Source organism: Citromicrobium bathyomarinum (assembly GCF_038594605.1).
GTDB classification, from domain to species: Bacteria; Pseudomonadota; Alphaproteobacteria; order Sphingomonadales; family Sphingomonadaceae; genus Alteriqipengyuania; species Alteriqipengyuania bathyomarina_B.
Map to the genome: position 1 here is coordinate 171122 of NZ_JBCFZM010000004.1, position 20733 is coordinate 191854.

26 protein-coding genes and 1 tRNA gene are annotated in these 20733 nt (G+C 64.1%); 8 read left to right on the top strand and 19 right to left on the bottom strand.

The window, feature by feature from the left end:
- Positions 1-58 precede the first annotated feature (58 nt).
- From rplS to AAG612_RS15050, 13 genes are all read right to left on the bottom strand, one after another.
- Positions 59-451, bottom strand: coding sequence for a 50S ribosomal protein L19 (rplS, locus tag AAG612_RS14990; RefSeq protein WP_342511532.1), 393 nt, complete (start codon positions 449-451; stop codon positions 59-61).
- Between the two features lie 2 nt (positions 452-453).
- Positions 454-1290, bottom strand: a complete 837-nt coding sequence (trmD, locus tag AAG612_RS14995) for a tRNA (guanosine(37)-N1)-methyltransferase TrmD (protein ID WP_342511534.1) — start codon at positions 1288-1290, stop codon at positions 454-456.
- 46 nt (positions 1291-1336) lie between these two features.
- Positions 1337-1684 carry a hypothetical protein gene (locus AAG612_RS15000; RefSeq protein WP_342511536.1) on the bottom strand — a complete coding sequence of 116 codons (348 nt, stop codon included), beginning with the start codon at positions 1682-1684 and terminating at the stop codon, positions 1337-1339.
- Positions 1685-2024: 340 nt separating this feature from the next.
- Entirely contained in the window at positions 2025-2852 is an 828-nt protein-coding gene (locus AAG612_RS15005) for a TIGR04222 domain-containing membrane protein (RefSeq protein ID WP_342511538.1), read from the bottom strand.
- Positions 2853-2865: 13 nt separating this feature from the next.
- Positions 2866-3417 (bottom strand): glycine-rich domain-containing protein, encoded by a 552-nt coding sequence (locus tag AAG612_RS15010; RefSeq protein ID WP_342511540.1) that lies wholly within the window; start codon positions 3415-3417, stop codon positions 2866-2868.
- Positions 3418-3461: 44 nt separating this feature from the next.
- Positions 3462-4172, bottom strand: a complete 711-nt coding sequence (locus AAG612_RS15015; RefSeq protein WP_342511542.1) for a DUF5818 domain-containing protein — start codon at positions 4170-4172, stop codon at positions 3462-3464.
- 66 nt (positions 4173-4238) lie between these two features.
- Positions 4239-5066 (bottom strand): methyltransferase domain-containing protein, encoded by an 828-nt coding sequence (locus AAG612_RS15020; RefSeq protein ID WP_342511545.1) that lies wholly within the window; start codon positions 5064-5066, stop codon positions 4239-4241.
- The gene (locus AAG612_RS15025) at positions 5056-5883 is read right to left on the bottom strand and encodes a glycine/sarcosine N-methyltransferase (RefSeq protein WP_342511547.1); all 828 of its coding nucleotides are present in this window, start codon (positions 5881-5883) and stop codon (positions 5056-5058) included. The genes AAG612_RS15020 and AAG612_RS15025 overlap by 11 nt, the downstream gene beginning before the upstream one ends.
- 169 nt (positions 5884-6052) lie before the next feature.
- Positions 6053-6562, bottom strand: coding sequence for a ribosome maturation factor RimM (gene rimM, locus AAG612_RS15030; RefSeq protein WP_342511549.1), 510 nt, complete (start codon positions 6560-6562; stop codon positions 6053-6055).
- A gap of 114 nt (positions 6563-6676) precedes the next feature.
- Positions 6677-7132, bottom strand: coding sequence for a 30S ribosomal protein S16 (gene rpsP, locus AAG612_RS15035; protein ID WP_342511551.1), 456 nt, complete (start codon positions 7130-7132; stop codon positions 6677-6679).
- Positions 7133-7169: 37 nt separating this feature from the next.
- Positions 7170-8669: a signal recognition particle protein gene (gene ffh / locus AAG612_RS15040; protein ID WP_342511553.1), complete on the bottom strand. Its 1500-nt coding sequence runs from the start codon at positions 8667-8669 to the stop codon at positions 7170-7172.
- A 138-nt stretch (positions 8670-8807) separates the two neighbouring features.
- A tRNA-Ala gene (locus tag AAG612_RS15045) sits at positions 8808-8883 on the bottom strand.
- A gap of 69 nt (positions 8884-8952) precedes the next feature.
- Entirely contained in the window at positions 8953-9288 is a 336-nt protein-coding gene (locus AAG612_RS15050; RefSeq protein WP_342511556.1) for a TIGR02300 family protein, read from the bottom strand.
- Between the two features lie 159 nt (positions 9289-9447).
- On the opposite strand from AAG612_RS15050, the gene aroA reads away from it, so the two are divergent.
- The 4 genes from aroA (at position 9448) to cmk (ending at position 13130) form a co-directional block, all read left to right on the top strand.
- Positions 9448-10776, top strand: coding sequence for a 3-phosphoshikimate 1-carboxyvinyltransferase (aroA, locus tag AAG612_RS15055; protein ID WP_342511558.1), 1329 nt, complete (start codon positions 9448-9450; stop codon positions 10774-10776).
- Between the two features lie 192 nt (positions 10777-10968).
- Positions 10969-11235, top strand: a complete 267-nt coding sequence (locus AAG612_RS15060; protein ID WP_342511625.1) for a CBU_0592 family membrane protein — start codon at positions 10969-10971, stop codon at positions 11233-11235.
- Positions 11236-11499: 264 nt separating this feature from the next.
- Positions 11500-12504, top strand: a complete 1005-nt coding sequence (locus tag AAG612_RS15065) for a proline iminopeptidase-family hydrolase (RefSeq protein WP_342511560.1) — start codon at positions 11500-11502, stop codon at positions 12502-12504.
- The gene (gene cmk / locus AAG612_RS15070) at positions 12501-13130 is read left to right on the top strand and encodes a (d)CMP kinase (RefSeq protein ID WP_342511562.1); all 630 of its coding nucleotides are present in this window, start codon (positions 12501-12503) and stop codon (positions 13128-13130) included. The genes AAG612_RS15065 and cmk overlap by 4 nt, the downstream gene beginning before the upstream one ends.
- Before the next feature lie 4 nt (positions 13131-13134).
- Here the strand turns inward: cmk and AAG612_RS15075 are convergent, their stop codons facing one another.
- Positions 13135-13899: an EAL domain-containing protein gene (locus tag AAG612_RS15075; RefSeq protein ID WP_342511564.1), complete on the bottom strand. Its 765-nt coding sequence runs from the start codon at positions 13897-13899 to the stop codon at positions 13135-13137.
- 408 nt (positions 13900-14307) lie between these two features.
- Between AAG612_RS15075 and rpsA the strand changes: the two genes are divergently transcribed.
- The 4 genes from rpsA (at position 14308) to gloB (ending at position 17926) form a co-directional block, all read left to right on the top strand.
- Positions 14308-16011 carry a 30S ribosomal protein S1 gene (rpsA, locus tag AAG612_RS15080; protein ID WP_342511566.1) on the top strand — a complete coding sequence of 568 codons (1704 nt, stop codon included), beginning with the start codon at positions 14308-14310 and terminating at the stop codon, positions 16009-16011.
- Between the two features lie 152 nt (positions 16012-16163).
- Entirely contained in the window at positions 16164-16580 is a 417-nt protein-coding gene (locus AAG612_RS15085) for a hypothetical protein (protein WP_342511568.1), read from the top strand.
- A gap of 123 nt (positions 16581-16703) precedes the next feature.
- On the top strand, positions 16704-17150 hold the full coding sequence (locus tag AAG612_RS15090; RefSeq protein WP_342511570.1) for a hypothetical protein: 447 nt from the start codon (positions 16704-16706) through the stop codon (positions 17148-17150).
- Between the two features lie 20 nt (positions 17151-17170).
- Positions 17171-17926 (top strand): hydroxyacylglutathione hydrolase, encoded by a 756-nt coding sequence (gene gloB, locus AAG612_RS15095; protein ID WP_342511572.1) that lies wholly within the window; start codon positions 17171-17173, stop codon positions 17924-17926.
- 21 nt (positions 17927-17947) lie between these two features.
- Here the strand turns inward: gloB and AAG612_RS15100 are convergent, their stop codons facing one another.
- The 5 genes from AAG612_RS15100 to AAG612_RS15120 form a co-directional block, all read right to left on the bottom strand.
- The gene (locus tag AAG612_RS15100; protein ID WP_342511574.1) at positions 17948-18427 is read right to left on the bottom strand and encodes a GNAT family N-acetyltransferase; all 480 of its coding nucleotides are present in this window, start codon (positions 18425-18427) and stop codon (positions 17948-17950) included.
- A gap of 11 nt (positions 18428-18438) precedes the next feature.
- A complete protein-coding gene (locus AAG612_RS15105) occupies positions 18439-19044 on the bottom strand; it encodes a F0F1 ATP synthase subunit B (RefSeq protein WP_342511576.1) in 606 nt (201 codons plus the stop codon).
- Positions 19037-19531: a F0F1 ATP synthase subunit B family protein gene (locus AAG612_RS15110; protein WP_342511578.1), complete on the bottom strand. Its 495-nt coding sequence runs from the start codon at positions 19529-19531 to the stop codon at positions 19037-19039. Before AAG612_RS15110 ends, AAG612_RS15105 begins: the two co-directional genes overlap by 8 nt.
- 112 nt (positions 19532-19643) lie before the next feature.
- The gene (locus AAG612_RS15115) at positions 19644-19871 is read right to left on the bottom strand and encodes a F0F1 ATP synthase subunit C (protein ID WP_342511579.1); all 228 of its coding nucleotides are present in this window, start codon (positions 19869-19871) and stop codon (positions 19644-19646) included.
- A gap of 40 nt (positions 19872-19911) precedes the next feature.
- Positions 19912-20670, bottom strand: a complete 759-nt coding sequence (locus AAG612_RS15120; protein WP_342511627.1) for a F0F1 ATP synthase subunit A — start codon at positions 20668-20670, stop codon at positions 19912-19914.
- Between the last annotated feature and the right edge of the window lie 63 nt (positions 20671-20733).

Genomic DNA, 20733 nt, shown 5'->3' on the forward strand with positions numbered 1-20733 from the left:
AGGCGCCGCGGTTCTAGACCGCAGCGCCTTTTCGTCAAACCAATGCTGGCAGAAAGCCTCAGTCGGCCTTCTGGCTCGGCGCTTCCTTGGCCGGGCGCGTGTCGCGACGTTCGGCGATACGCGCGCTCTTGCCGGTGCGGCCACGCAGATAATAGAGCTTCGCGCGACGCACGACGCCGCGGCGGACCACGGTCACGCTGTCGACAATCGGCGAGTAGAGCGGGAATACGCGCTCCACGCCTTCGCCGAAGCTCATCTTGCGCACGGTGAAGTTGGAACCCATGCCGCGGTTCGAACGCGCGATCACGACGCCTTCGAAGTTCTGAATACGCTCGCGCGTACCTTCGACGACCTTCACGCCGACGCGCACGGTGTCGCCGGGGCGGAATTCCGGAATATCCTTGCCGAGATTTTCAATCGCTTCGGCTTCGAGTGTCTGGATCAGGTTCATGCCTAATCGTCCTTCGTTTCTCGCTGCGCGCCAGAGGCAGACTGGACCGGAGCACCAGTGTGGCGCTCCCACAAATCCGGCCTGCGTAACCGTGTCATCTCTTCGCTTTGGGCTTTTCGCCACGCCGCGATCTTCGCATGATCCCCCGATCGCAGCACTTCGGGGATCGTGCGCCCTTCCCATTCCTGAGGTCGGGTGTAGTGCGGGTATTCCAGAAGGCCGTCCTCGAACGACTCTTCCGCCCCGCTTGAAGCCGCGCCCATTACTCCGGGAAGCAGCCGAATGCAAGCATCGAGTATGGCGATTGCCGCCGGTTCTCCGCCCGACAGGACGATGTCGGCGAGGCTGACTTCTTCGATCTCGGGGCGCGCCTCGAACAGCCGCTCATCGAAGCCTTCGAACCGCCCGCACAGGATGGTGACGCCGGGGCCTTCCGCGATTTCGCGGATACGCTCCTGCGTGATCGGCTTGCCGCGCGGGGTCATGGCGAGGACGGGGATTATGCCCGCTCGCCCTGAGCTTGTCGAAGGGCCGCCCCTCACTTCGTAGGTCTGATCCGGAGAAAAGGGCGATGCTTCGAGAGGCTCAGCAAGAGCGGGGCCGGGTGAGTGGATCGAATCTAACGCCGCCGCCAGCACATTGCACTTGAGCACCATGCCCGCCCCGCCCCCGGCAGGCGTATCGTCCACCGTGCGGTGCTTGTCGGTCGCGAAGTCGCGGATCTGCACGGTATCGAGCGACCACGCCCCCTCGCGAAGCGCCCGCCCCGCAAGCGACACGCCGAGAGGACCGGGAAACATCTCCGGGTAGAGGGTCAAGACGGTGGCAGCAAAGGTCATCGCCGCCGCCAATAGATCAATGCGAACCGAAATTCAGCAGCAAAGCTCAGCAGCGCCGCGAATATCCCATATTGCCGTTGTCTAAGAACAGGTAAACCAAATCGCGGTTGATGGGCTGGACCGTGAAGGACGATGCGCCCTCACCCGTGCCGAAGGTCAGCCGGTTGCCGTCGAGCGACCATGTGGACCTCCCGCCGGTCGGTGCAATGAGAGTTCCATCGGCGCGCATAACCAGCCGGTCGACATCACAGGAATCCCCATCGACCCACTCGCCAACGAAATAGTCCGCAGTGAAGGCATAGGGCGCTTCGCTGGCCTGCTCTATTTGCGCGCCCGCTGCGGTGGTCATCGAAAGAGACAGCGCAGCCATTGCAGAGTAGATCGGTTTTCTCATTCCATAACCCCCTTCGAAACGCACGGGAAACCTATCGAACCCCCGCCGAGGGTCAAGCGAGCCATCGAACCGCGTGACAGGTTCCATTCGACACCAGAGTCACGGCAGGGATTTCTAAGATTGCTCTAGGTGTCGGCGCGACCGACGCAGCAAGCAGCCCACCGGGTCGGGAAAGACCGCGGGCTGTGGCTCGGGATAATGGGGACAATGATCATTTTCGGGACCAGAGGAAAACAACAACCCGATAGATGAACCATGCGGAAGCCAGAACAACTGGCGCGATCATCAACAAAAATACGACCGATGACCGAATCGACTTCGGTTTGATGGATCGGCCATATCATCCCCCGCAACCGCCGCAGCCACCGCCGCCGCCGCAGCCCGATCCGCCATCACCGCCGTCACCGGCCGCGGCACCGGCATCACCGCCGCTGCCATGGCGCATCGCGTGGAGCGGGTCGAACGGCGTACCCGCGAGAACGGCGGTGCCGAAGATTGCGACGCCAAGCCCCATCTGATCGCGCGTCGGCGCGCGCCTCAGCCCGACATTCTCCTGCCGCGCATCCTTCAGTGCCCGCTCGCCCTCGCGCGTCCGGCGCAGCCCTGCGAGCAACCGCCAGGCGATGACGACCCCGCCCACCGCCATCAGCACCGCGAGGATGGCGACCGGCTCGCCAAGCGCATTGCCTGCCTGAAAGCGGTAGAGGCCCAGTAGAAGGATCAGCACCATCGGCACCACCGCGATCAGCCGGACCGGAAGGGCCTGGCCCGATCCGTTGAGCAGCCCCGCCTCGACCAGCGTATCGCGATCAACGCGATAGCCATCGTCCACCGCGCGAACGAAGCTCTTCCAGCCGAAGGAATCGCCCAGCGACATCAGCCGCGTTTCCGCGCCACCGCTTGCCACCTGCCGGTCGCGCACATGAAAGCGCTTGCCCTCCATCTCCAGCCGACCGGAGGCGAGCAGATCCGCCATGATCGCCTCGGCATAGCGGCTCTTCCCGCTCGCCAGCGCGGCATATTGCCCTGCGGTCCGGGGGATGCCGGGTTCGCCGACCGGACGCAGGAGCATCGGCACGATGAGCGCCAGCAGCCAGCCGACCACGATCAGCGCGCAATAGGCTAGCAGGAAATCGCCCGCATCATATTGCGACAAGCCCAGTTCCATCATGCGCCCCTTCTCACATGGCCGCCATCAGCAGCAGCGCCGCGAATGCTACCGCGATCGCCCCGGCGAGACCATAGGCTTGGCGGCGCGGCAGGATGAAAACATCCGCCGGATTGACCCGCACGGCGCGCGGATCGACCACGAAGCGGCGATGGGCGCCCGGCCAGATGTCGTCAGGCGCCGCCTCGCCGAAATGCGCTTCGTAGCTGGCGAGCGTCTGTGCATACTGATCGTAATAGCGCGTGCGCTCGGTCGTGCCGCCAGCCGTTGGCCCGTGGTGCAGAGCCTGGCGCAGGATGTCTGCGCAGAAACGGTCCCAGTAATCGCGGCTATAGGTCAGGTGAAGATGCCAGGCCTGATCGACCGCATCGGACGGGGTGACCTCGTGCCCAGCCTCACAGGCGAGCCAGCAGAAGCGCTTGTATTCGGTAAGCACGCGATCCGCGTAGGCAGGGTCCCAGCGGTTCTCCCTCGCCAGACGCTGGGCAAAAGTGAACGCGCAATGCGCCGGGCCGATCTCGTAGCTGTCGAGACGTTGCCAAAGATCGGTTTCGATCGCCCGCATACCGCCCCTATCGCGGAGGCCGAGTGCTCACGCCAGAGTTGACCTCAGCATTTGACGAAAACCACGCCATCGCCCTCTATCGTCGCACTGCCGATGGTAACGGGATCGTATTGCGCATCGGTTGCGGGCCGCAGGATCGCAAGGTCTTCGGGTCCGCGTGTTTCGATCGGCAGGTCGGCCAGCGGTTCGTCGAGGTCGATCCGCGGATAGTCATCGAAGATGAGCCGTGCGCTGTCGTCGTGGCGCGCGATATCGCCCTTGAGGATCGTGCCGGCCGGGGTCGACCTGATCCGAAAATCCGGGTCGCGGCAATCGGCATCGACGCCCTTTGCGACCCAATTGCCCTCGACATAGGCGCGGGTCAGCGCAACGCCCCCGGCGCGTGCCGGGTCGCGGTCGCGCGCGGGTGGCTCAGCCTGCGTTGCCTCCTGAACGATCAGGGTCCCCTGCCCCTGCATGCAGAAGCTCGCATCGGCAATCTCGCCCGTCACGCGAACGTAGTCGCCCGTGCCAAGCTCGGTATCCCGAAAGCTGAGCGCATAGGTTTCGCCGTTGGGTGTGCGCAAAAGCGGGCATTCCGCGCCATCTTCGATCCGGCCTTCGAGGGTGAGCAGGTTGGGCTCCCCTGCCGGTCGCGTACCGGCGGCGCTGGTGGAGCCATCCCCGGCATCGGTGGCGGGATCGGTCTCGCCTGCGCAGGCGGCAGCGGCCACCAGCGCGGCGACGAGAATTGCTGTGAATTTGCGTTCGCCCATGCGGGGGCAAAGACTGGCTGCGCATGGGGTTCCGAATTTAACAAGGTTCCGGAACGTGACTGCGCATCATCCCCGTTTGCGGAAATGCATGATGCCCCATTTGAGCTTGCCCGCATCGGCCCCGCGTACCCAGTGCGCCAGCCCTTCGAGCATGCGGTCGACGAAGGCATCGTCGGTCGACAACTCGCCGCGCTGTGCATCCAGATCTTCGGCCACCTGCGCATAGTGGTTGCGCAGCTGCGGGCTGAGATCGTCGATCCGAACCTCGTCCATCCCGCGTTTGCCCAGCGCCTCGCGGTAGAACCCGAAAGAGGCGAGGTTGGCGAGGTGGATGCGATCGTAGATCGGCTGGAGCGAGGACGTATCCTCGATCCCGTCGGCCTGCATCGGATCGGTGAAGATGAACTCGCCACCGGGCTTCAGCACTCGCGCGACCTCGCTCAGCACCGCACCGCGATCGGGCGCGTGGAGGATGGCGTCCTGGCTCCATACGACGTCGAAGCTGCCGTCTTCGAACGGCAGATCGTCGAAGGAACCTTCGACCACCGCGACGCGATCTTCCAGCCCTTGCTCGGCGGTCAGCTTGCGATTGCGCTCGTTCTCGGCGGGCGCAATATTCAGGCAGGTCACGTGGCCCGCCCCGTGCTCGCTCACGATGCGGCGTGCGCCCCCGCCATAGCCCGAGCCGATGTCGAGCACCGCCTTGCCCGCCAGATCGCCAACCGTCGCTGCCATGCGATCGACGGTCCGGCGGCTCGCCTCGCGGATATCGCTGGTATCGTCATACAGGCCGACATGGATGTCCTCCCCACCCCACACGGTAGAGTAGAACTCGACCGCGTCGTCGCTCGTGTAATAGTCGCGCGCGGTATCGGTGGTCGCTTCACTCGGCATATTCTTTTTCCGCAACGTGGATGAAGAAGTCCGGGGTTTCCTCGTCGTCGGCCTGCTGGAAATCGCCGTGAGTGTGGATCTGCTGGAAGCCCACATCCTCGAGCAGGCCGCGCACATAGCTCTTGCGCAGCGGGAACATGTTGAGGAAGTACTCCGACTTGTCCGGGAAGGTGTATTTGAACCGCGCCAGACTGTCGTCGACATAATCCGGCTCGGCAGTCACCTGGTCGCCACAGTAATAGTACTTGTGCTTGGTGCTGAACCCGTCGTCCAGAATGCCGTCGTAGTTGCGCTGGTCGATGATCAGGATGCCATCGTGCTTGAGCGCGGCGTAGAATTCGGCCAGCGCCCGGCGACGGTCGGCCTCGTCGTGCAAATGGGTAAAGCTGTTGCCGAGGCAGATGATCGCGTCGAACTTGCCGTGCACGTCCTTGTTGAGCCAACGCCAGTCTGCGTGGACGGTCTTGAGCACGAAGTCCTGGTCGGCGGCGTTCTGGAACGCCATCGCGAGCATTTCGGCCGAGCCATCGGCCGAGGTCACATCGAACCCGTTCTTGAGCAGCTGCACCGAATGGAAACCCGTGCCGGTGGCCACGTCGAGCACCGATTTCTTGCCGCGCCCGGCGAGGATGTCGACGAAGAAGCGACCTTCGCTCTTCGCGCGTGCATCCCAGTCGATCAGTTCGTCCCACTTCTCGACGAAGCCGCGGACATATTCCTTCTGGTAGGTTTCGGTATCGCGCACGGCATTCGGATCGTCGCCATAATCCTGGGTCGATTCAGGCGCGAAAGTACGCTTGTCGGCTTCGGTCGTCATCGTGGATGTCCCCTCGCACGTTCTGGCCGGGCGAGCCTACCGTGAGGAAGCGTGCCGACCACAATGGAAGGCCTCACCGTCGAATGTGGGAGGCCCGTCGATTTCGCGTGCCGGACTTAGAACATACCACGCGATGCCATTTCAACCGAAGTGGCGTCGTGCCCCGGCCCTATGGCAGAAAAGCGCGTGCAAGCACCAATCGTTCCGGGGTCCAGTCGGGAACGGCGGCGGGGATCAGCGGTACGAGGAAGGGTTTGCCCCCATTGCGCGAAGCGCTCGGAGCAATCTCGACAATGTCGGTTGCCCCGAAATTCATGACGTTAGTTGCGGTTCCGATGGCCTCGCCATCGTCGGTGACGACCGGCAGACCGATCAGATCGGCGTGGTAGAATTCATCCGGATCGAGCGGGGGAAGCGCGGATCTGGGCACGTTCAGCGTCGTGCCGCGCAGTGCCTCTGCGGCCGTGCGATCGGCTATCCCGGCGAATCGGGCGATCGCCCCGCCCTTGTTGTCGGAACGTATCTTGGTCGCAGTCAGGGTGCCGTCGTTGAAGGACTTGTGGCCCTTCAACGTCTCGAAACCATCGCCGAACAGCTTGAGGCGAACTTCGCCCGCCACCCCATGCGCGCCGATGATGGCGGCAAGGGTGACGGGTTTGTCGGCGGCCTTGTCGGTCACGAGCCGCTCACCGTGAGCCTGTCGAAAGGTCGTTCTTCACTTCGGACGCTGTCCAGAGCAAGAAAGGACGGTGCTTCGACAAGCTCGGCACGAGCGGTTCCGACCATTGAGAGCTTAGCCCTCGGCCTTTTCTTCGCCAGCGTCTTCGGCGGGCGCTTCGGCTGCGGGTTCTTCAGCCTTGGCTTCTTCCTCCGCGGGAGCTTCCTGGGCAGCCTTCAGCGCTTCGGCGGCTTCGGCTTCCTTGGCGGCCTTTTCTTCGGCGCGTTCCTTGGCCTTCTCGCCCGGCTCGGCCTTGTTCGGGTTGTTGCGCGCGGCGCGCTCGCGGATGCCGGCGGCATCGAGGAAGCGGGCGACACGGTCGCTCGGCTGTGCGCCAACGCCGAGCCAGTACTTGGCGCGATCTTCGTTCAGCGTCACGCGCTTCTCGTCGTCCTTGGCGAGCAGCGGGTTGTAGGTGCCGATCTGCTCGAGATAGCGGCCATCGCGCGGATAGCGCGAGTCCGCTGCCACGATGCGGTAGTAGGGGCGCTTCTTGGCGCCGCCACGCGAAAGTCGGAGTGCAATAGCCATTTCGGTTCGTCCTTAGGTTTTCGTCTATCGGTTTCGGTTATTTCTTCGGAAGTAATTTCTGCAGGTCGGGCGGAAGCTTGCTCATGTCGACATCGCCGATGCCCTGGCCATCCATGCCGGGGATCTGCCCTCCACCGCCTTTTCCGCCTGGGCCGCCCATGCCCGGAAGGCCGCCCATGCCGCCGCCTCCGCCGAGCATTGCGGCGAGGCCCTTCATCCCGCCCATCTTCTTGATCTGCTTCATCGCGCGGGACATTTCCTGGTGCATCTTCAGCACCTTGTTGACATCCTGCACCTGCGTGCCGCTGCCCGCAGCCACGCGCTTCTTGCGCTTGGCGTTGAGCAGTGCGGGATTGGCGCGTTCCTTGGGCGTCATCGATCCCATGATCGCGTCCATATGGACCAGCACCTTGTCGTCCATGCCGCTGGCCTGCATCGCGGCCTTGGCCTTCTTCATGCCGGGCATCATGCCCGCCAGCATGCCGAGGCCACCCATGCTCTGCATCTGCTTGAGCTGCATGCGCAGGTCGTTGAGGTCGAACTGGCCTTTGGCCATCCGCTTGGCGAGAAGCTCGGCTTCCTCGACCTTGATCGTCTCGGCGGCCTTCTCGACCAGCGACACGACATCGCCCATGCCGAGGATGCGTTCGGCAACCCGGCGCGGGTGGAAGGCTTCGAGCGCGTCGAGCTTCTCGCCAACGCCAGCAAACTTGATCGGCTTCCCGGTGACCGCACGCATCGAAAGCGCCGCACCGCCGCGCGCATCGCCATCCATCCGGGTCAGGATCACGCCGGTCAGCGGCACTTCATCGCTGAAGCTCTGTGCGACGTTGACCGCGTCCTGACCGGTCAGGCTGTCGACCACCAGCAGCACTTCGGTCGGCGTCGCCACCGAAGCCACCGCCTTCATCTCCGCCATCAGCGCTTCGTCGACATGCAGGCGGCCCGCGGTATCGAGCAGCACCACATCGACATTGCGCAGCTTGGCCGATTCGAGCGCGCGCTTCGCGATCTCGACCGGCTGCTGGCCCTCGACGATCGGCAGCGTATCGACCTGCGCCTGCTCGCCCAGCACCGCCAGCTGTTCCTGCGCGGCGGGGCGATTGACGTCGAGCGAGGCCATCATGGCCTTCTTGCCGTGCTTCTCGCGGATCAACTTGCCGAGCTTGGCGGTGCTGGTCGTCTTACCCGAGCCCTGCAGGCCCACCATCATGATGACGACCGGCGGCTTGGCCTCCAGCGTCAGCGGGACATGGCCGTCCTCACCTTCGGAGCCGCCGAGCATGGCAACCAGCTCGTCGTTGACGATCTTGACGACCTGCTGGCCGGGCGTAACCGACTTGAGGACGCTTTCGCCAACCGCCTTTTCGGTGACCTTCTCGATAAAATCGCGCGCGACGGGCAGCGCCACGTCGGCTTCGAGCAGCGCGATTCGCACTTCGCGCATCGCGTCGCGCACGTCCTGTTCGCGCAGGGCACCACGCCCGCGCAGGCGGTCGAAGGTATTGCCAAGGCGATCCGACAGTGCGTCGAACATATCTACGCGGTCACTCCATTTGCGCCGCCCGATTGCGGGAAACGCGAAAAACGCCGGCGGACGAAAACTCGTCGGCCAGCGTCGGGGCGGTGCCCCTTCTGAAACTCGAACCGGATAGCGGACTATCCTGAAAACCGGTGGTGGAGCCTAGCGGGATCGAACCGCTGACCTCTACAATGCCATTGTAGCGCTCTCCCAGCTGAGCTAAGGCCCCGGCCGGTTATGGGACGCGCCGTTTAGAAAGCGCCGCGCCCCTTTGCAAGCGGAATATCCGCTATTGCGTTCAGGTTTCGTCCTTATCGTCGTCGTCACCCTTGGACTTGGCAACGCCCAGATCGTCATCACCGCCAAGATCGACCTCGTTATCCGGCGAATCGTCGTCGTCGTCGACGTCGATATCTTCCAGATCGTCATCGGCAAGGTCGCTGTCGGCTTCCTTGTCCTTCTTCTTCTTGTCCTCTTCCTCGAACGGAATCGGCTGCTTGGACTTGAGCACGGGCTCGGGCGACCAGGTGTTCTCGCATTCGATGCAGGTCACCGGGTCGTCGTTGCCGAGATCGTAAAAACGCGTGCCGCATTTGGGGCAGGTACGCTTGGTGCCCCATTCGGGTTTGACCATGACGTGTAGGTTCCTTGTTGCGGGCGCTGCTTGCCTTGGGCGCGCCCCTGAGACTTAGGCGGAAATTCGTTGAGGGCTGACTTGGGGGCAAATCGCGCCCGAATCAAGAATGGCGCGCGCCTTGCCATGCACCAATGCCGGTGTCAAAGCCGCCCGCGCATGAATGCCGAGACCGCCTCCTATCGTTTCGCCCCCTCTGGCCCCCTGCGCGGGGCGACTGCCGTACCGGGCGACAAGTCGATCAGCCACCGCTCGCTGATCCTCGGTGCATGCGCCGTGGGCGAGACGCGCATTGCCGGATTGCTCGAAGGCCAGGACGTGCTGGCTACCGCCGCGGCGATGCGCGCGATGGGCGCCGATGTCGAACGCCTCGGCGAAGGCGAATGGCGCGTGCATGGCTTGGGCATCGGCGGTTTGCTGCAACCCGAGGCCGCGATCGACTGCGGCAATAGCGGGACCTCGGCGCGCCTGCTGATGGGCCTGGTGGCGAGCCATGGGATCACCACCAGCTTCGTGGGCGATGCGAGCCTTTCCAAACGCCCGATGGGCCGCGTGATAGAACCGCTGTCACTGATGGGCGCGAGCTTCACTCCCAGCCCCGGCGGCCGCTTCCCCCTCATGCTTGAGGGCGCGCACCCGGCGGTGCCGATCAGCTACCGCCTGCCGGTGGCGAGTGCGCAGGTGAAGAGCGCGGTGCTGCTGGCGGGATTGAACACGCCCGGCATCACCACCGTGATCGAGCCGGTACCGACGCGCGACCATTCGGAGCGGATGCTACGCGGCTTCGGTGCGCAGCTCGAGGTCGCCGAAGAAGACGGCGCGCGGGTCATCCGCCTGACCGGGCAGACCGACCTGCAACCGCAGGACATCGTCGTGCCCGGCGATCCCTCCTCCGCCGCATTCTTCATGGTCGCCGCGACCTTGGTCGAGGGCAGCGACCTGACGATCCGCAACGTCGGCATGAACCCGACTCGCGCCGGGGTGGTCGGCGTGCTGCGCGCGATGGGCGCGAATATCGAGGAGATCGACGCGCGCGAGGTCGGCGGAGAGCCCGTCGCCGATCTGCGCGTGCGCCATGCCCCCCTGACCGGCATCGCAGTCGATCCGACCGTCGCGCCGAGCATGATCGACGAATTTCCGGTGCTGTTCGTCGCCGCTGCTCTGGCGCAGGGCACGACGGTCACGCGCGGGCTGGAAGAACTGCGGGTCAAGGAAAGCGACCGCCTCGCCACCATGGCCGCGGCGCTGGAGGCCGTCGGTGCGCGGGTTGAGGAAAACGAGGACGGGCTCACCATCCACGGCACCGGCGGCGAGCCGCTGCGCGGCTCCGCCAATGCGCGGGTGAAGACGCATCTCGACCACCGCATCGCGATGAGCATGGCGGTGGCCGGCCTCGTCAGCCGCGACGGCGTGGAGGTCGACGACACCAGCCCTATCGCGACCAGTTTTCCGAACTTCATGCCGCTGCTGGACGAGGTGACTCGGTGAGGCGATCGCAGCTCCCTTCCCTCTCCCCGTGCGGGGAGAGGATAGCGCAGATTGCTCCGTCAGGAGCTAGCGAAGCTTGGAGAGGGGCGTTCGAGCCGGCTCGCAGGCACGCCCTTCTCCAACTCCGGCTAGGCGCTGTGCGCGCCAAGCCTACGTACCGTCTCCCCGCACAGGGAGAGGCATAGGGTGGCAATGGACATCTACTCGCTCGTCGGTTTCGTCGGGATGACCTGCATTATCGGGGCCTATTTCTATCTCACCGCCAGCAAGGCACCGAACCCGTTCATCCTGCACGGCACCAATCTGGCGGGCGCGGCGCTGCTGACCGTCAGCCTGCTGGTGCACACCAACTGGCCCAGCCTCGTTCTCGAAGGCTTCTGGGCGGCCATCGCAATCTGGGGACTCGCCAAGGCGATCCGCACTCGAAACGCTATATCCCCGGACGAGCCGCAGCCGTGATCCGCCGACGCGTCATTGCAGCTTTGGCAATCATTGCAGTCGCAGTTGGATCGCCATTCTTCTGGCATGTCGCAAACGGCTCTCAAGTCGAGCTATATTCCATCGCGACCAATTGTCTTGTCGGAGCGATCGCATTCGCCATCCTGCATTTTCGATGGCGGATGAAAGAAAAGCGAAGAATGAGCCCGAAGCAAGCGAGGAACACGTTTTCATGATTACCACCCTTCACGGGCCCACGGCTGGCGGCGAGGCCGCGCAACAGCCATGATCCGCACCATCCTCGCCGCCGCCGCGCTCGCCCTGTCGGGCTGCGCCACGCTTTCCGCGCCCGAGGCAGCGCCTGCCCCCGCCACGGCTCATTCGGTGGAAGCCTACGCCGCGCCCGAGCGCGAGCTGATGGTGCCGGTCGAAGGCGGCGACGTATACGTTCGAGTCAACGGCGATCTCGACGCAGCGCCGCCGGTGGTGTTTCTCCACGGTGGCCCCGGCGGCACGCACAACGGGCTCGCATCGATGCTGGGTCTCGCGAACGAGCGCGCAGTGATCCTCTACGACCAGCTCGACAGCGGCAGGTCGGACCACCCCAACGATCCCGCCAACTGGCGCGTCGAGCGCTTCGTCGAGGAACTGGAGACGATCCGCCGGACGCTCGGTATCGAACGCTGGCACGTGGTCGGCCACTCCTGGGGGTCGGCCATCGCGCTGGAATATGCCGCGAAGTACCCGCAGCATGTCGCCTCGACCGTGCTCGGCGGGACTTACATCAATACCGAGCGCTGGATCGCGGATGCGAACCGCCTGCTCGAAGAGCTGCCGCAGGATGTGCAGCAGACCATCGCCGCCTGCGGAACCGACGCGCCCCCGTCGGCGCAGGAATGCACCCAGGCCACCAACGCCTTCTATGCCGAGTTCAACCGCCGCGAACCGGCCAGCGCACAACTGCGCGCCTATTCCGCGGCAATCGGCGGCCGAGGCTTCAACCCGGTGATCTACAACGCGATGTGGGGCCCGAGCGAATTTCGCTCGAAGGGGTCGCTCAAGACCTACGACGCCGTCCCGCTGCTCGCTAAAATCGACGGTTCGCGCACGCTGTTCCTGATCGGCCAGTACGACGAGGCGCGGATCGATACGGTGGAGGAGTACGTGCGGATGACCCCGGGTGCCGAATTCGGTGTAGTGCCCGGAGCTGCGCACGGTTTCATGACCGACCGCCCGATGGAGAGCGAGGCGATCCTGCGCGCGTGGATGGCAAGGCACGACGCGCCATGATTATCGCCGTCGACGGACCCACCGCCAGCGGCAAGGGCACGATTGCCAGCGCGATCGCGGCGCATTTCGGGCTGCCGCATCTCGATACCGGCCTGCTCTACCGCGCGGTCGGGCGGCAGGTGCAACTCGCCGGGGCGGACCCGGACGATGCAGGCGATGCGCTGGCGGCGGCGGATTTCCCCGACACGCTGCTGACCGATCCGGAGCTGCGCAGCGAGGCGATCGGTGGTTTTGCCAGCCGCATCTCGATTCATCCCGGGGTCCGCGCAGCACTGCTCGACCGGCAGCGCGCGTTTGCGCAAGCGGACGGCGGCGCGGTGCTCGACGGGCGGGACATCGGCACGGTCATTTGCCCCGCTGCGGACGTGAAGCTGTTCGTCACCGCCTCGCTCGATGCCCGTACCGACCGGCGTTTTGCCGAGATGCAATCGCAGGGGCGTGAGGTGACTCGCGAAGAGGTGCACGCGCAGATCGGACGGCGCGACGCGCGCGACATGGGCCGCAAGGATGCACCGCTAAAACCGGCGCCGGATGCCTACGTGCTCGATACCACGGCGCTGGACAAGGATGCCTCGATCGCAGCGGCCATCGAAATCGTGGCGAGCGCCGTGCGGGAAACGCGCTGATCCGTCAGGCGGCGTCGCGCAACCTGGCCGAAGCCTCTATTTCGGGAAGAGCCCGGAATGCCGGGCGGGCGAAGTAGAAGCCTTGCAGATAGCGGATGCCCAGCAGGTGCAAGGTCTGCGCTTCTGCAAGCGTCTCGATCCCCTCGGCAATGACGGTGATGCCGAGTCGCTTCGCGATCCGCACGACACCTTCAACGATGACCCGCTTCGGCTTCGACCGGTCGATCTCGCGAACCAGTTCCATGTCGAGCTTGAGGTAGTCGGTCTGGATTCGGGACAGCAGCCCCAGTCCGGCGTGCCCCGCCCCGAAATCATCCATCGCGGTACCGAAACCCATTTGCTGGTAGGTATCGACGATCCGGCGAACGTGATCGGCGTCGTCGATCTGCTCGTTCTCGGTCAGTTCGAAAATCAGCCGCTCGGTCGGGAAACCTACTTCGCGCGCGGTTGCCAGCGTAAGCTGGATGCACGCGAGCGGCGAATAGACCGCATTGGGCAGGAAATTGATCGACAGCCTGGCCTGCGTTTCGAGGATGCCCGCATCCACCGCGCCCCTGATCGCGGCGATCCGGCACCGCTGGTCGAACGCATAGCGGTTGGCATCGTTCACCCCGCCCAGCACCTCTTCTGCGCCTTCGCCATTCATGCCGCGGACGAGCGCTTCGTAAGCGAACACCTCGCCAGTCTCGCAGTCCACGATCGGCTGGAAGGCCATTGCAATCGCGAAGTCGTGCTCCGGCGCACGGCAACCTTGGCATCCGGTTTTCATCGCCCTCTCCTTCATCACGCGAGGATTGCAACAAAACCACTAAAACATTCTAAAAACAGATGTTTCGGATTGAGAGTACCCATCATAGTCTGACTGCGACCAAGCCAATTGCGGCATGCGGGAAAAAAACTCGTTGCCCATGATGGCCGCCGGTTCGAACCGCATGACCGCAAGGCATGACATCCGCTTTTGCTTGCATTTTCGGGGCATCGGACGTACCTGCGCGCCCGTTCTCGCAATCTTTGGATTCGCCCATGGAATTGATGGGGACCCGCGCGTTGGCATACGGCCTTGCGTGGTAAGCGGCCCTCTTGCCCCGTTAGCCTTCGCAATAGTGCGTGGGAGACGGGTAAAGACCCCGGACAACCGGTGGCCGGTAGCAAATGTGAATTAGGAACCTGATACCCTATGGCAACTGCAGCCAACCCAACGCGCGACGATTTCGAAGCGCTTCTTAACGAACAACTCGGCGATGCGGACGACGGCGGCTTTGAAGGCCGCGTCGTAAAGGGCACCGTCACCGCAATCGAAAACGGCATGGCCATGATCGATGTCGGCCTGAAGAGCGAAGGCCGCGTCGACCTGCGCGAATTCATGCGCAACGACGACGAGCACGGCCTCGAAGTCGGCAGCGAAGTCGAAGTCTATGTCGACCGCGTCGAAAATGCCGACGGCGAAGCGATGCTCAGCCGCGACCGCGCCCGCCGCGAAGCCGCGTGGGATCGCCTCGAAAGCGAATTCGGCGAAGGCAAGCGCGTCGAAGGCCGCATCTTCGGCCGCGTCAAGGGCGGCTTCACCGTCGACCTCGACGGCGCCGTGGCCTTCCTGCCCGGCAGCCAGGTCGACATCCGCCCCGTGCGCGACGTCACCCCGCTGATGGATCAGCCCCAGCCCTTCCAGATCCTCAAGATGGATCGCCGCCGCGGCAACATCGTCGTCTCGCGCCGCGCCGTGCTGGAAGAAACGCGCGCCGAACAGCGCAGCGAACTGATCGACAAGCTGGCCGAAGGCGAAGTGGTCGACGGTGTGGTCAAGAACATCACCGATTACGGTGCCTTCGTGGACCTGGGCGGCATCGACGGCCTGCTCCACGTCACCGACATGAGCTACAAGCGGGTCAACCACCCCAGCGAAGTGATCGAAATCGGCCAGACCGTGACCGTGCAGATCATCCGCATCAATGCCGAAACGCAGCGCATCTCGCTGGGCATGAAGCAGCTCGAAAGCGATCCGTGGGATGGCGTCGCCGCCAAGTACCCGGTCGGCATGAAGCTGACGGGCCAGGTGACCAACATCACCGAATACGGCGCCTTCGTCGAAGTCGAGCCGGGCATCGAAGGCCTGGTCCACGTTTCGGAAATGAGCTGGACCAAGAAGAACGTCCACCCCGGCAAGATCGTTTCGACCTCGCAGGAAGTCGAAGTCATGGTGCTGGAAGTCGATTCCGAAAAGCGCCGCATCTCGCTCGGCCTCAAGCAGGCCCAGCGCAATCCCTGGGAAGAGTTCGCCGAAGCACATCCGGTGGGCAGCGAAGTCGAGGGCGAAGTCAAGAACGCCACCGAGTTCGGCCTGTTCATCGGCCTGCCGGGCGACGTCGACGGCATGGTCCACATGTCCGACATCGCGTGGGGCATCTCGGGCGAAGACGCGCTGGCGCTTCACCGCAAGGGTGAAGAGGTCAAGGCAATCGTGCTCGACGTCGATGTCGACAAGGAACGCATCAGCCTCGGCATGAAGCAGCTCGAAAAGGGCGCGCCGACCGAAGCCGCTGCCGGTGGTTCGCTGCGTCGCGGCGAAACCGTCACCGTCACGGTGCTGGAAGTCCGCGATGGCGGCCTCGAAGTGCAGGTTGGCGAAGACGGCGCGACCGGCTTCATCAAGCGTTCGGACCTCGGCCGCGACCGCGACGAGCAGCGTCCGGATCGTTTCCAGGCTGGCCAGAAGCTCGACGCCCTGGTCACCGGTTTCGACCGCTCCAAGAAGCCGACCTTCTCGGTCAAGGCCTACCAGATCGCCGAAGAGAAAGAGGCAGTGGCACAGTTTGGTTCGGCCGACAGCGGCGCCTCGCTCGGCGACATCCTGGGCGAAGCGCTCAAGAAGAAAGAAGACTGATCCTGAACCCTCCCCTCCCTTTCGGGGGAGGGGATCGAGGGGTGGGTTCGAGCCCGTCTGGCTCGTTTCGCGCCACAGGCAACCGATGGCCCGCCCTCCCCACCGGAGCGGCGGGCCTTTTCGTATCGCGCGTGCGGGCGTAAACTGGCGGGATGGAGAAACCGGCACTCTATGCGCGCAAACCGATCCTCAGTGCGCCCTTGCGTTGGCGGGTCGAGCTGGCGGCACTATGCCTGATTCTGGCGGTGATCTCTCCATGGGTCCCAGTGTTGCCAATAGCGCTGCTGAGTCTGCTCATCTTCGCCATCACATTCTTCACCATACTCTATCCCTATATGGAGGGTGCGGAGCGGAGCGTCCTGACACCGGACCGACCCTTGCTGAACAAGGTGATCGGCATTTTCTGCTTGGCTGGCGTCCTCGCTCTGGGCACCTTCCAATTCCTCACCGATGATTATTCCCTGAGCCTCAGCTTTTATCTGCTCATCCAGGGCGGGCTCCTGAGCAGCGTATCGCGGATGGGGGACCGAAAAAGCGCGCGTGACGGCTCCGCTGTCCAGACCGAGTGATCGATTGGCAGGCACACCTGCCGATTGGGATATTGCCGAGGTTTCGATCTCGCGATCTGCTGACCTTTGTCCTTGTTGCCGGAACCCTTGCCTCTCCAGTCCCCCTCCCATAGCAATGCGCGCATGAAAACGCCGAATTTACCCGCCATCGCGCTGATCGCCGCGCTCATCGCCGCACCCGCCTGCTCGGATGAGCCGACCGAGCCCGAGGCTCCCGCAGAACCCGTCCCCGAAGAAACCCGCGCCCCTCTCGAGATGGTCGGCGAATACAAGGCATTCCTCTACGGCCCCGACCACACCGATCCGTCAGGCAACAGGCTGACCGAAGCGTGGCAGGTGCTGCGCGAAGACCGCGCCAATTTTCATGCGCGCGGTGTTACGCAGGCCGACGACCAGACCGATCCGCTCTTCGCCGATCCCGCCAATCGCGAGCGGATCGAAGAGATGGCCGCCAACGGCAACCTGACCGAGGGGATGGCGAGCAAGATCGTCGACCGCAACGTTCTGGTCCGCGTGCAGTTGTACGAACGTGACGGCGAGCCCGAGCGGCTCGACGTTATCGTCTACTGATCGCCCAACGGAGGCGCGCCTTGCTCGAAGTCCACCAGTTCCCCTGCCTGTCCGACAATTACGGGTTCCTGCTCCACGATACCGATAGCGGGCTCACCGCTGCGATCGACACGCCCGACGGCGCTGAATATCTGCGCCAGGCCAAGGCCAGGGGGTGGGGCATCACGCATATCTGGAACACGCACTGGCACCCGGATCATGCAGGCGGCAACGAGACGATCGTCGAGGCGACCGGCGCCAAGGTGATTGCCCCCAAGGAGGTCGAGCGGATCGCTCAGATCGACCGTGTGGTCGCGGATGGAGACGAAGTGACGCTGGGCGACCATCACGCGCGGGTGATCGACGTGTCGGGCCACACCAACGGGCATATCGCATTCCATCTGGCCGAGAGCGGGATCGCCTTCGTCGGCGACAGCGTATTCGCGCTGGGCTGCGGGCGGATGTTCGAAGGCGAGCCGCAGCAGTTCTGGGACAGCCTCGAGAGGATCAAGGCGCTGCCGCCCGAAACCACGCTCTATTGCGCGCACGAATATACGCAGGCCAATGCGAAGTTCGCACTGCATGCCGATCCCGGGAACGAAGCGTTGCAGGCCTATGCGAAGGATATCGAGGCGGCGCGCGCTAGGGAGGAGCCGACCGTGCCCACCGTCCTCTCGCGCGAGTTGGAGACCAATCCCTTCCTGCGCGCAGATGCACCCGCCATGCGCGAGCGTTGGGGCGGAGAGAGTCCGGCAGTTACCTTCGCCAAGCTTCGCGCCGCCAAAGACGCGTTCTAGGCTGCGACAGGCCGCCGCGCGTCAGAGCGTGCGGTGAAAGAACTGATTGAACGCGCTCTCGGTATAATCGCCGAACGGCCCACCCGGCTCGAAACCGCGCGCACGGTAGAACCGGATTGCGGGATCGAAGCCCGGTCCGCTGCCGGTCTCTAGGGATAGCGTGCGAAGGCCGAGCAAGCGCGCACGCTCGACTATGGTGCCGAGGAGCGCATCGGCCACCCCGCGCCGCAGGAAATCGGGATGGGTACGCATCGACTTGATTTCGCCGCGCCTGTCCGAGTGCTTCTTCAGCGCCCCGATGCCGGCAATCGCCTCGCCCACCCAGGCCGACCACACTTCGACGTCGGATCGCCGCAGGCCGCTTAGATCGAGCGCGAAGATGGCGTCTGGCGGCGAATGCTCGTGCATGCCGCGCAGGTGCAGTTCGATGAGGGAACGGCTGGCCCCGCCCGTCAGATCGTCGCGCCTTACGACAATCCGATCGGGCGATATAGCTGCCATGGTACGCCGGATCAGATCCCGGCGATCAGGTCGTCCGCCAGCTTGCGGTCGATTTCCGCGTCGAGGTTCTCGCCGATCAGCTTGCGGCTCGCGGCAGCGGCTGCGGCTGCGGCCTTGGCGCGCACTTCGGCGACAGCCTCACGCTCGGCGGCGGAGATCTTGTCCTGCGCCATGCGCTTGCGCCGTTCGACCAGTGCCTTGCTGTCTTCCTCGGCACGGACGAGGATCGCTTCAGATTCGGCCTTGGCGTTTTCGAGCATCGCCTCGGCGTCGCTCTCCGCATTGGCGATCTTGGCGGTATATTCGTCGCGCAGCTTTTCGGCTTCGGCACGCAGGCGTTTGGCCTCGTCCAGTTCTTCGCGAATCGCGGCGATGCGACCGTCGAGCCCGCCCGCCACGGTCTTGTGGACCTTTGCCACGAAGAACGCGATGAGCAGCAGGACCAGCATCGAGACCGAAACCCACTGGTAGGGCGCGAAGCCCCACAGCTGCGGGCCCCCGGCGCCATGATCGTCGGCTCCGGTGTGGGCGACCGGCTCTTCGGTGGTGAAGATTGCGTCGGCTTCGGCAGGGTCGATATTGGATGCGCCGGTGGTGGTGGCGGTGGTGTCAGCCATGGACCAGGCTCTCCTTCACGGCGGCCTTGGCGGCCGGCTTGGTCACCTTGATGCCCGCCAGCTGGGCGACGATGTCCTGCGCGGCGTCGGTCGCGACAGCCTCGATCTCGTCCATCGCTTCAGTGCGGGCGGCAGCGAGTTCCTGATCCGCTTCGTCCAGCTTCTTGTCGAGCCGCTTCTGCGCGGCGGCGATCTTCTTTTCGGACTTGGCCGCGGCTTCCGCCTTGGCTTCGGAAATCAGCGCCTGGGCGCGTGCGCGGTTCTCGTTCTCACGCGTGCGCCATGCCTCTTCTTCCTTGTCCGCCTGGTCGCGCGCAGCTTGTGCCGCCGAAATATCGTCGGCGATCTGCTTGCTGCGGCGGTCCATGGTGTCCATCACGCGCGGCACCATGCCTCGCCCGACGACGAAGAAAGTGATGCCGAAGAACACCAGCAACCAGAAGATCTGGCTGGAGAAGGTCTCGGCGAGCTGGGCTATCTGAGGCATTGCGGGCCTATCCGGTCAGAAAAACGGCCGGTCGAACGATCGGCAGAGAAAAGCTTCGACCGGGGCACGCACCGGCAAGATGCGCGGCACGTGCCCCTGTCGAAAAGTATCGTCAGGCGACGAAGATCAGGATCATCGCCACGACGAAGGCCAGCAGGCCGAGAAGTTCGGCAGCGGCGAAGCCGATGAACAGGCGGCCCTGCTGGCCGTCCGCTGCACCGGGGTTGCGCAGGGCGCCGTCGAGGAACGAGCCGAAGACGTTGCCCACGCCGATTGCCGCCATACCGGCACCGATCGCCGCGAGGCCTGCACCGACGAGCTTGGCTGCTTCAGGATCCATTGTTGATACTCCTTGGAAAAATAGACGTTTTGAGAAAGGTTTAGTGAAGGTTTTCGGCGTCGTTGATATACAGCGCGGTCAACAGCGCGAAGACATACGCCTGAATGGCTGCGACCAGCAGTTCCAGCGCGCAAATGCCGATCATCAGCACGAAACTGGGCAGGCCGACCAGCAGGCCGAAGCCGACACCGGCATTGGTTCCGTCGATCACGAAGCTCGACAGCACTTCGAGCAGCACGTGACCGGCCATCATCGCGACGAACAGCCGCAGCGCGAGGCTGAACGGACGCACCATGAAGGACACGAACTCGATCGGCGCGATGATCGGAACCATCGGCCACGGCGTGCCGTGCGGCACGAACAAGGTGAAGAACTTGAGGCCGTGCTTCCAGAAGCCCACGATCAACACGATCGAAAAGCTGATCACGGCGAGCACGCCGGTGACCGTGAAGTGGCTGGTGAAGGTGAACGGATGCAGGCCGATCACACCCAGTGGCATCAGGCCGAGCAGGTTGGCGAACAGGATAAAGGTGAACAGGGAGAACACGTAAGGCAGGTACTTGCGCCCTTCCTTGCCGATATTCGCCTGCACCATGTTGTCGACGAAGCCGGTCAGGCTCTCGACCGCCATCTGCCAGCGGCCGGGGATCAGCTGGCGCTTGCTGCCCAACTGCACGAAGGCGATGAGGACGATAGTCGTGATCATCATCCACAACGCGCTGTTGGTGAATGCGATGTTGACGCCGTTCATATCCCAGTTGGCCCACGAACCGAGCGGCTCGATGGTGAACTGGTGCATCGGATCGACTTTGCCTTCTTCGGCGGCCACCTGAAATTCCCGTTCGCGTGTGCTGCGCCAAGG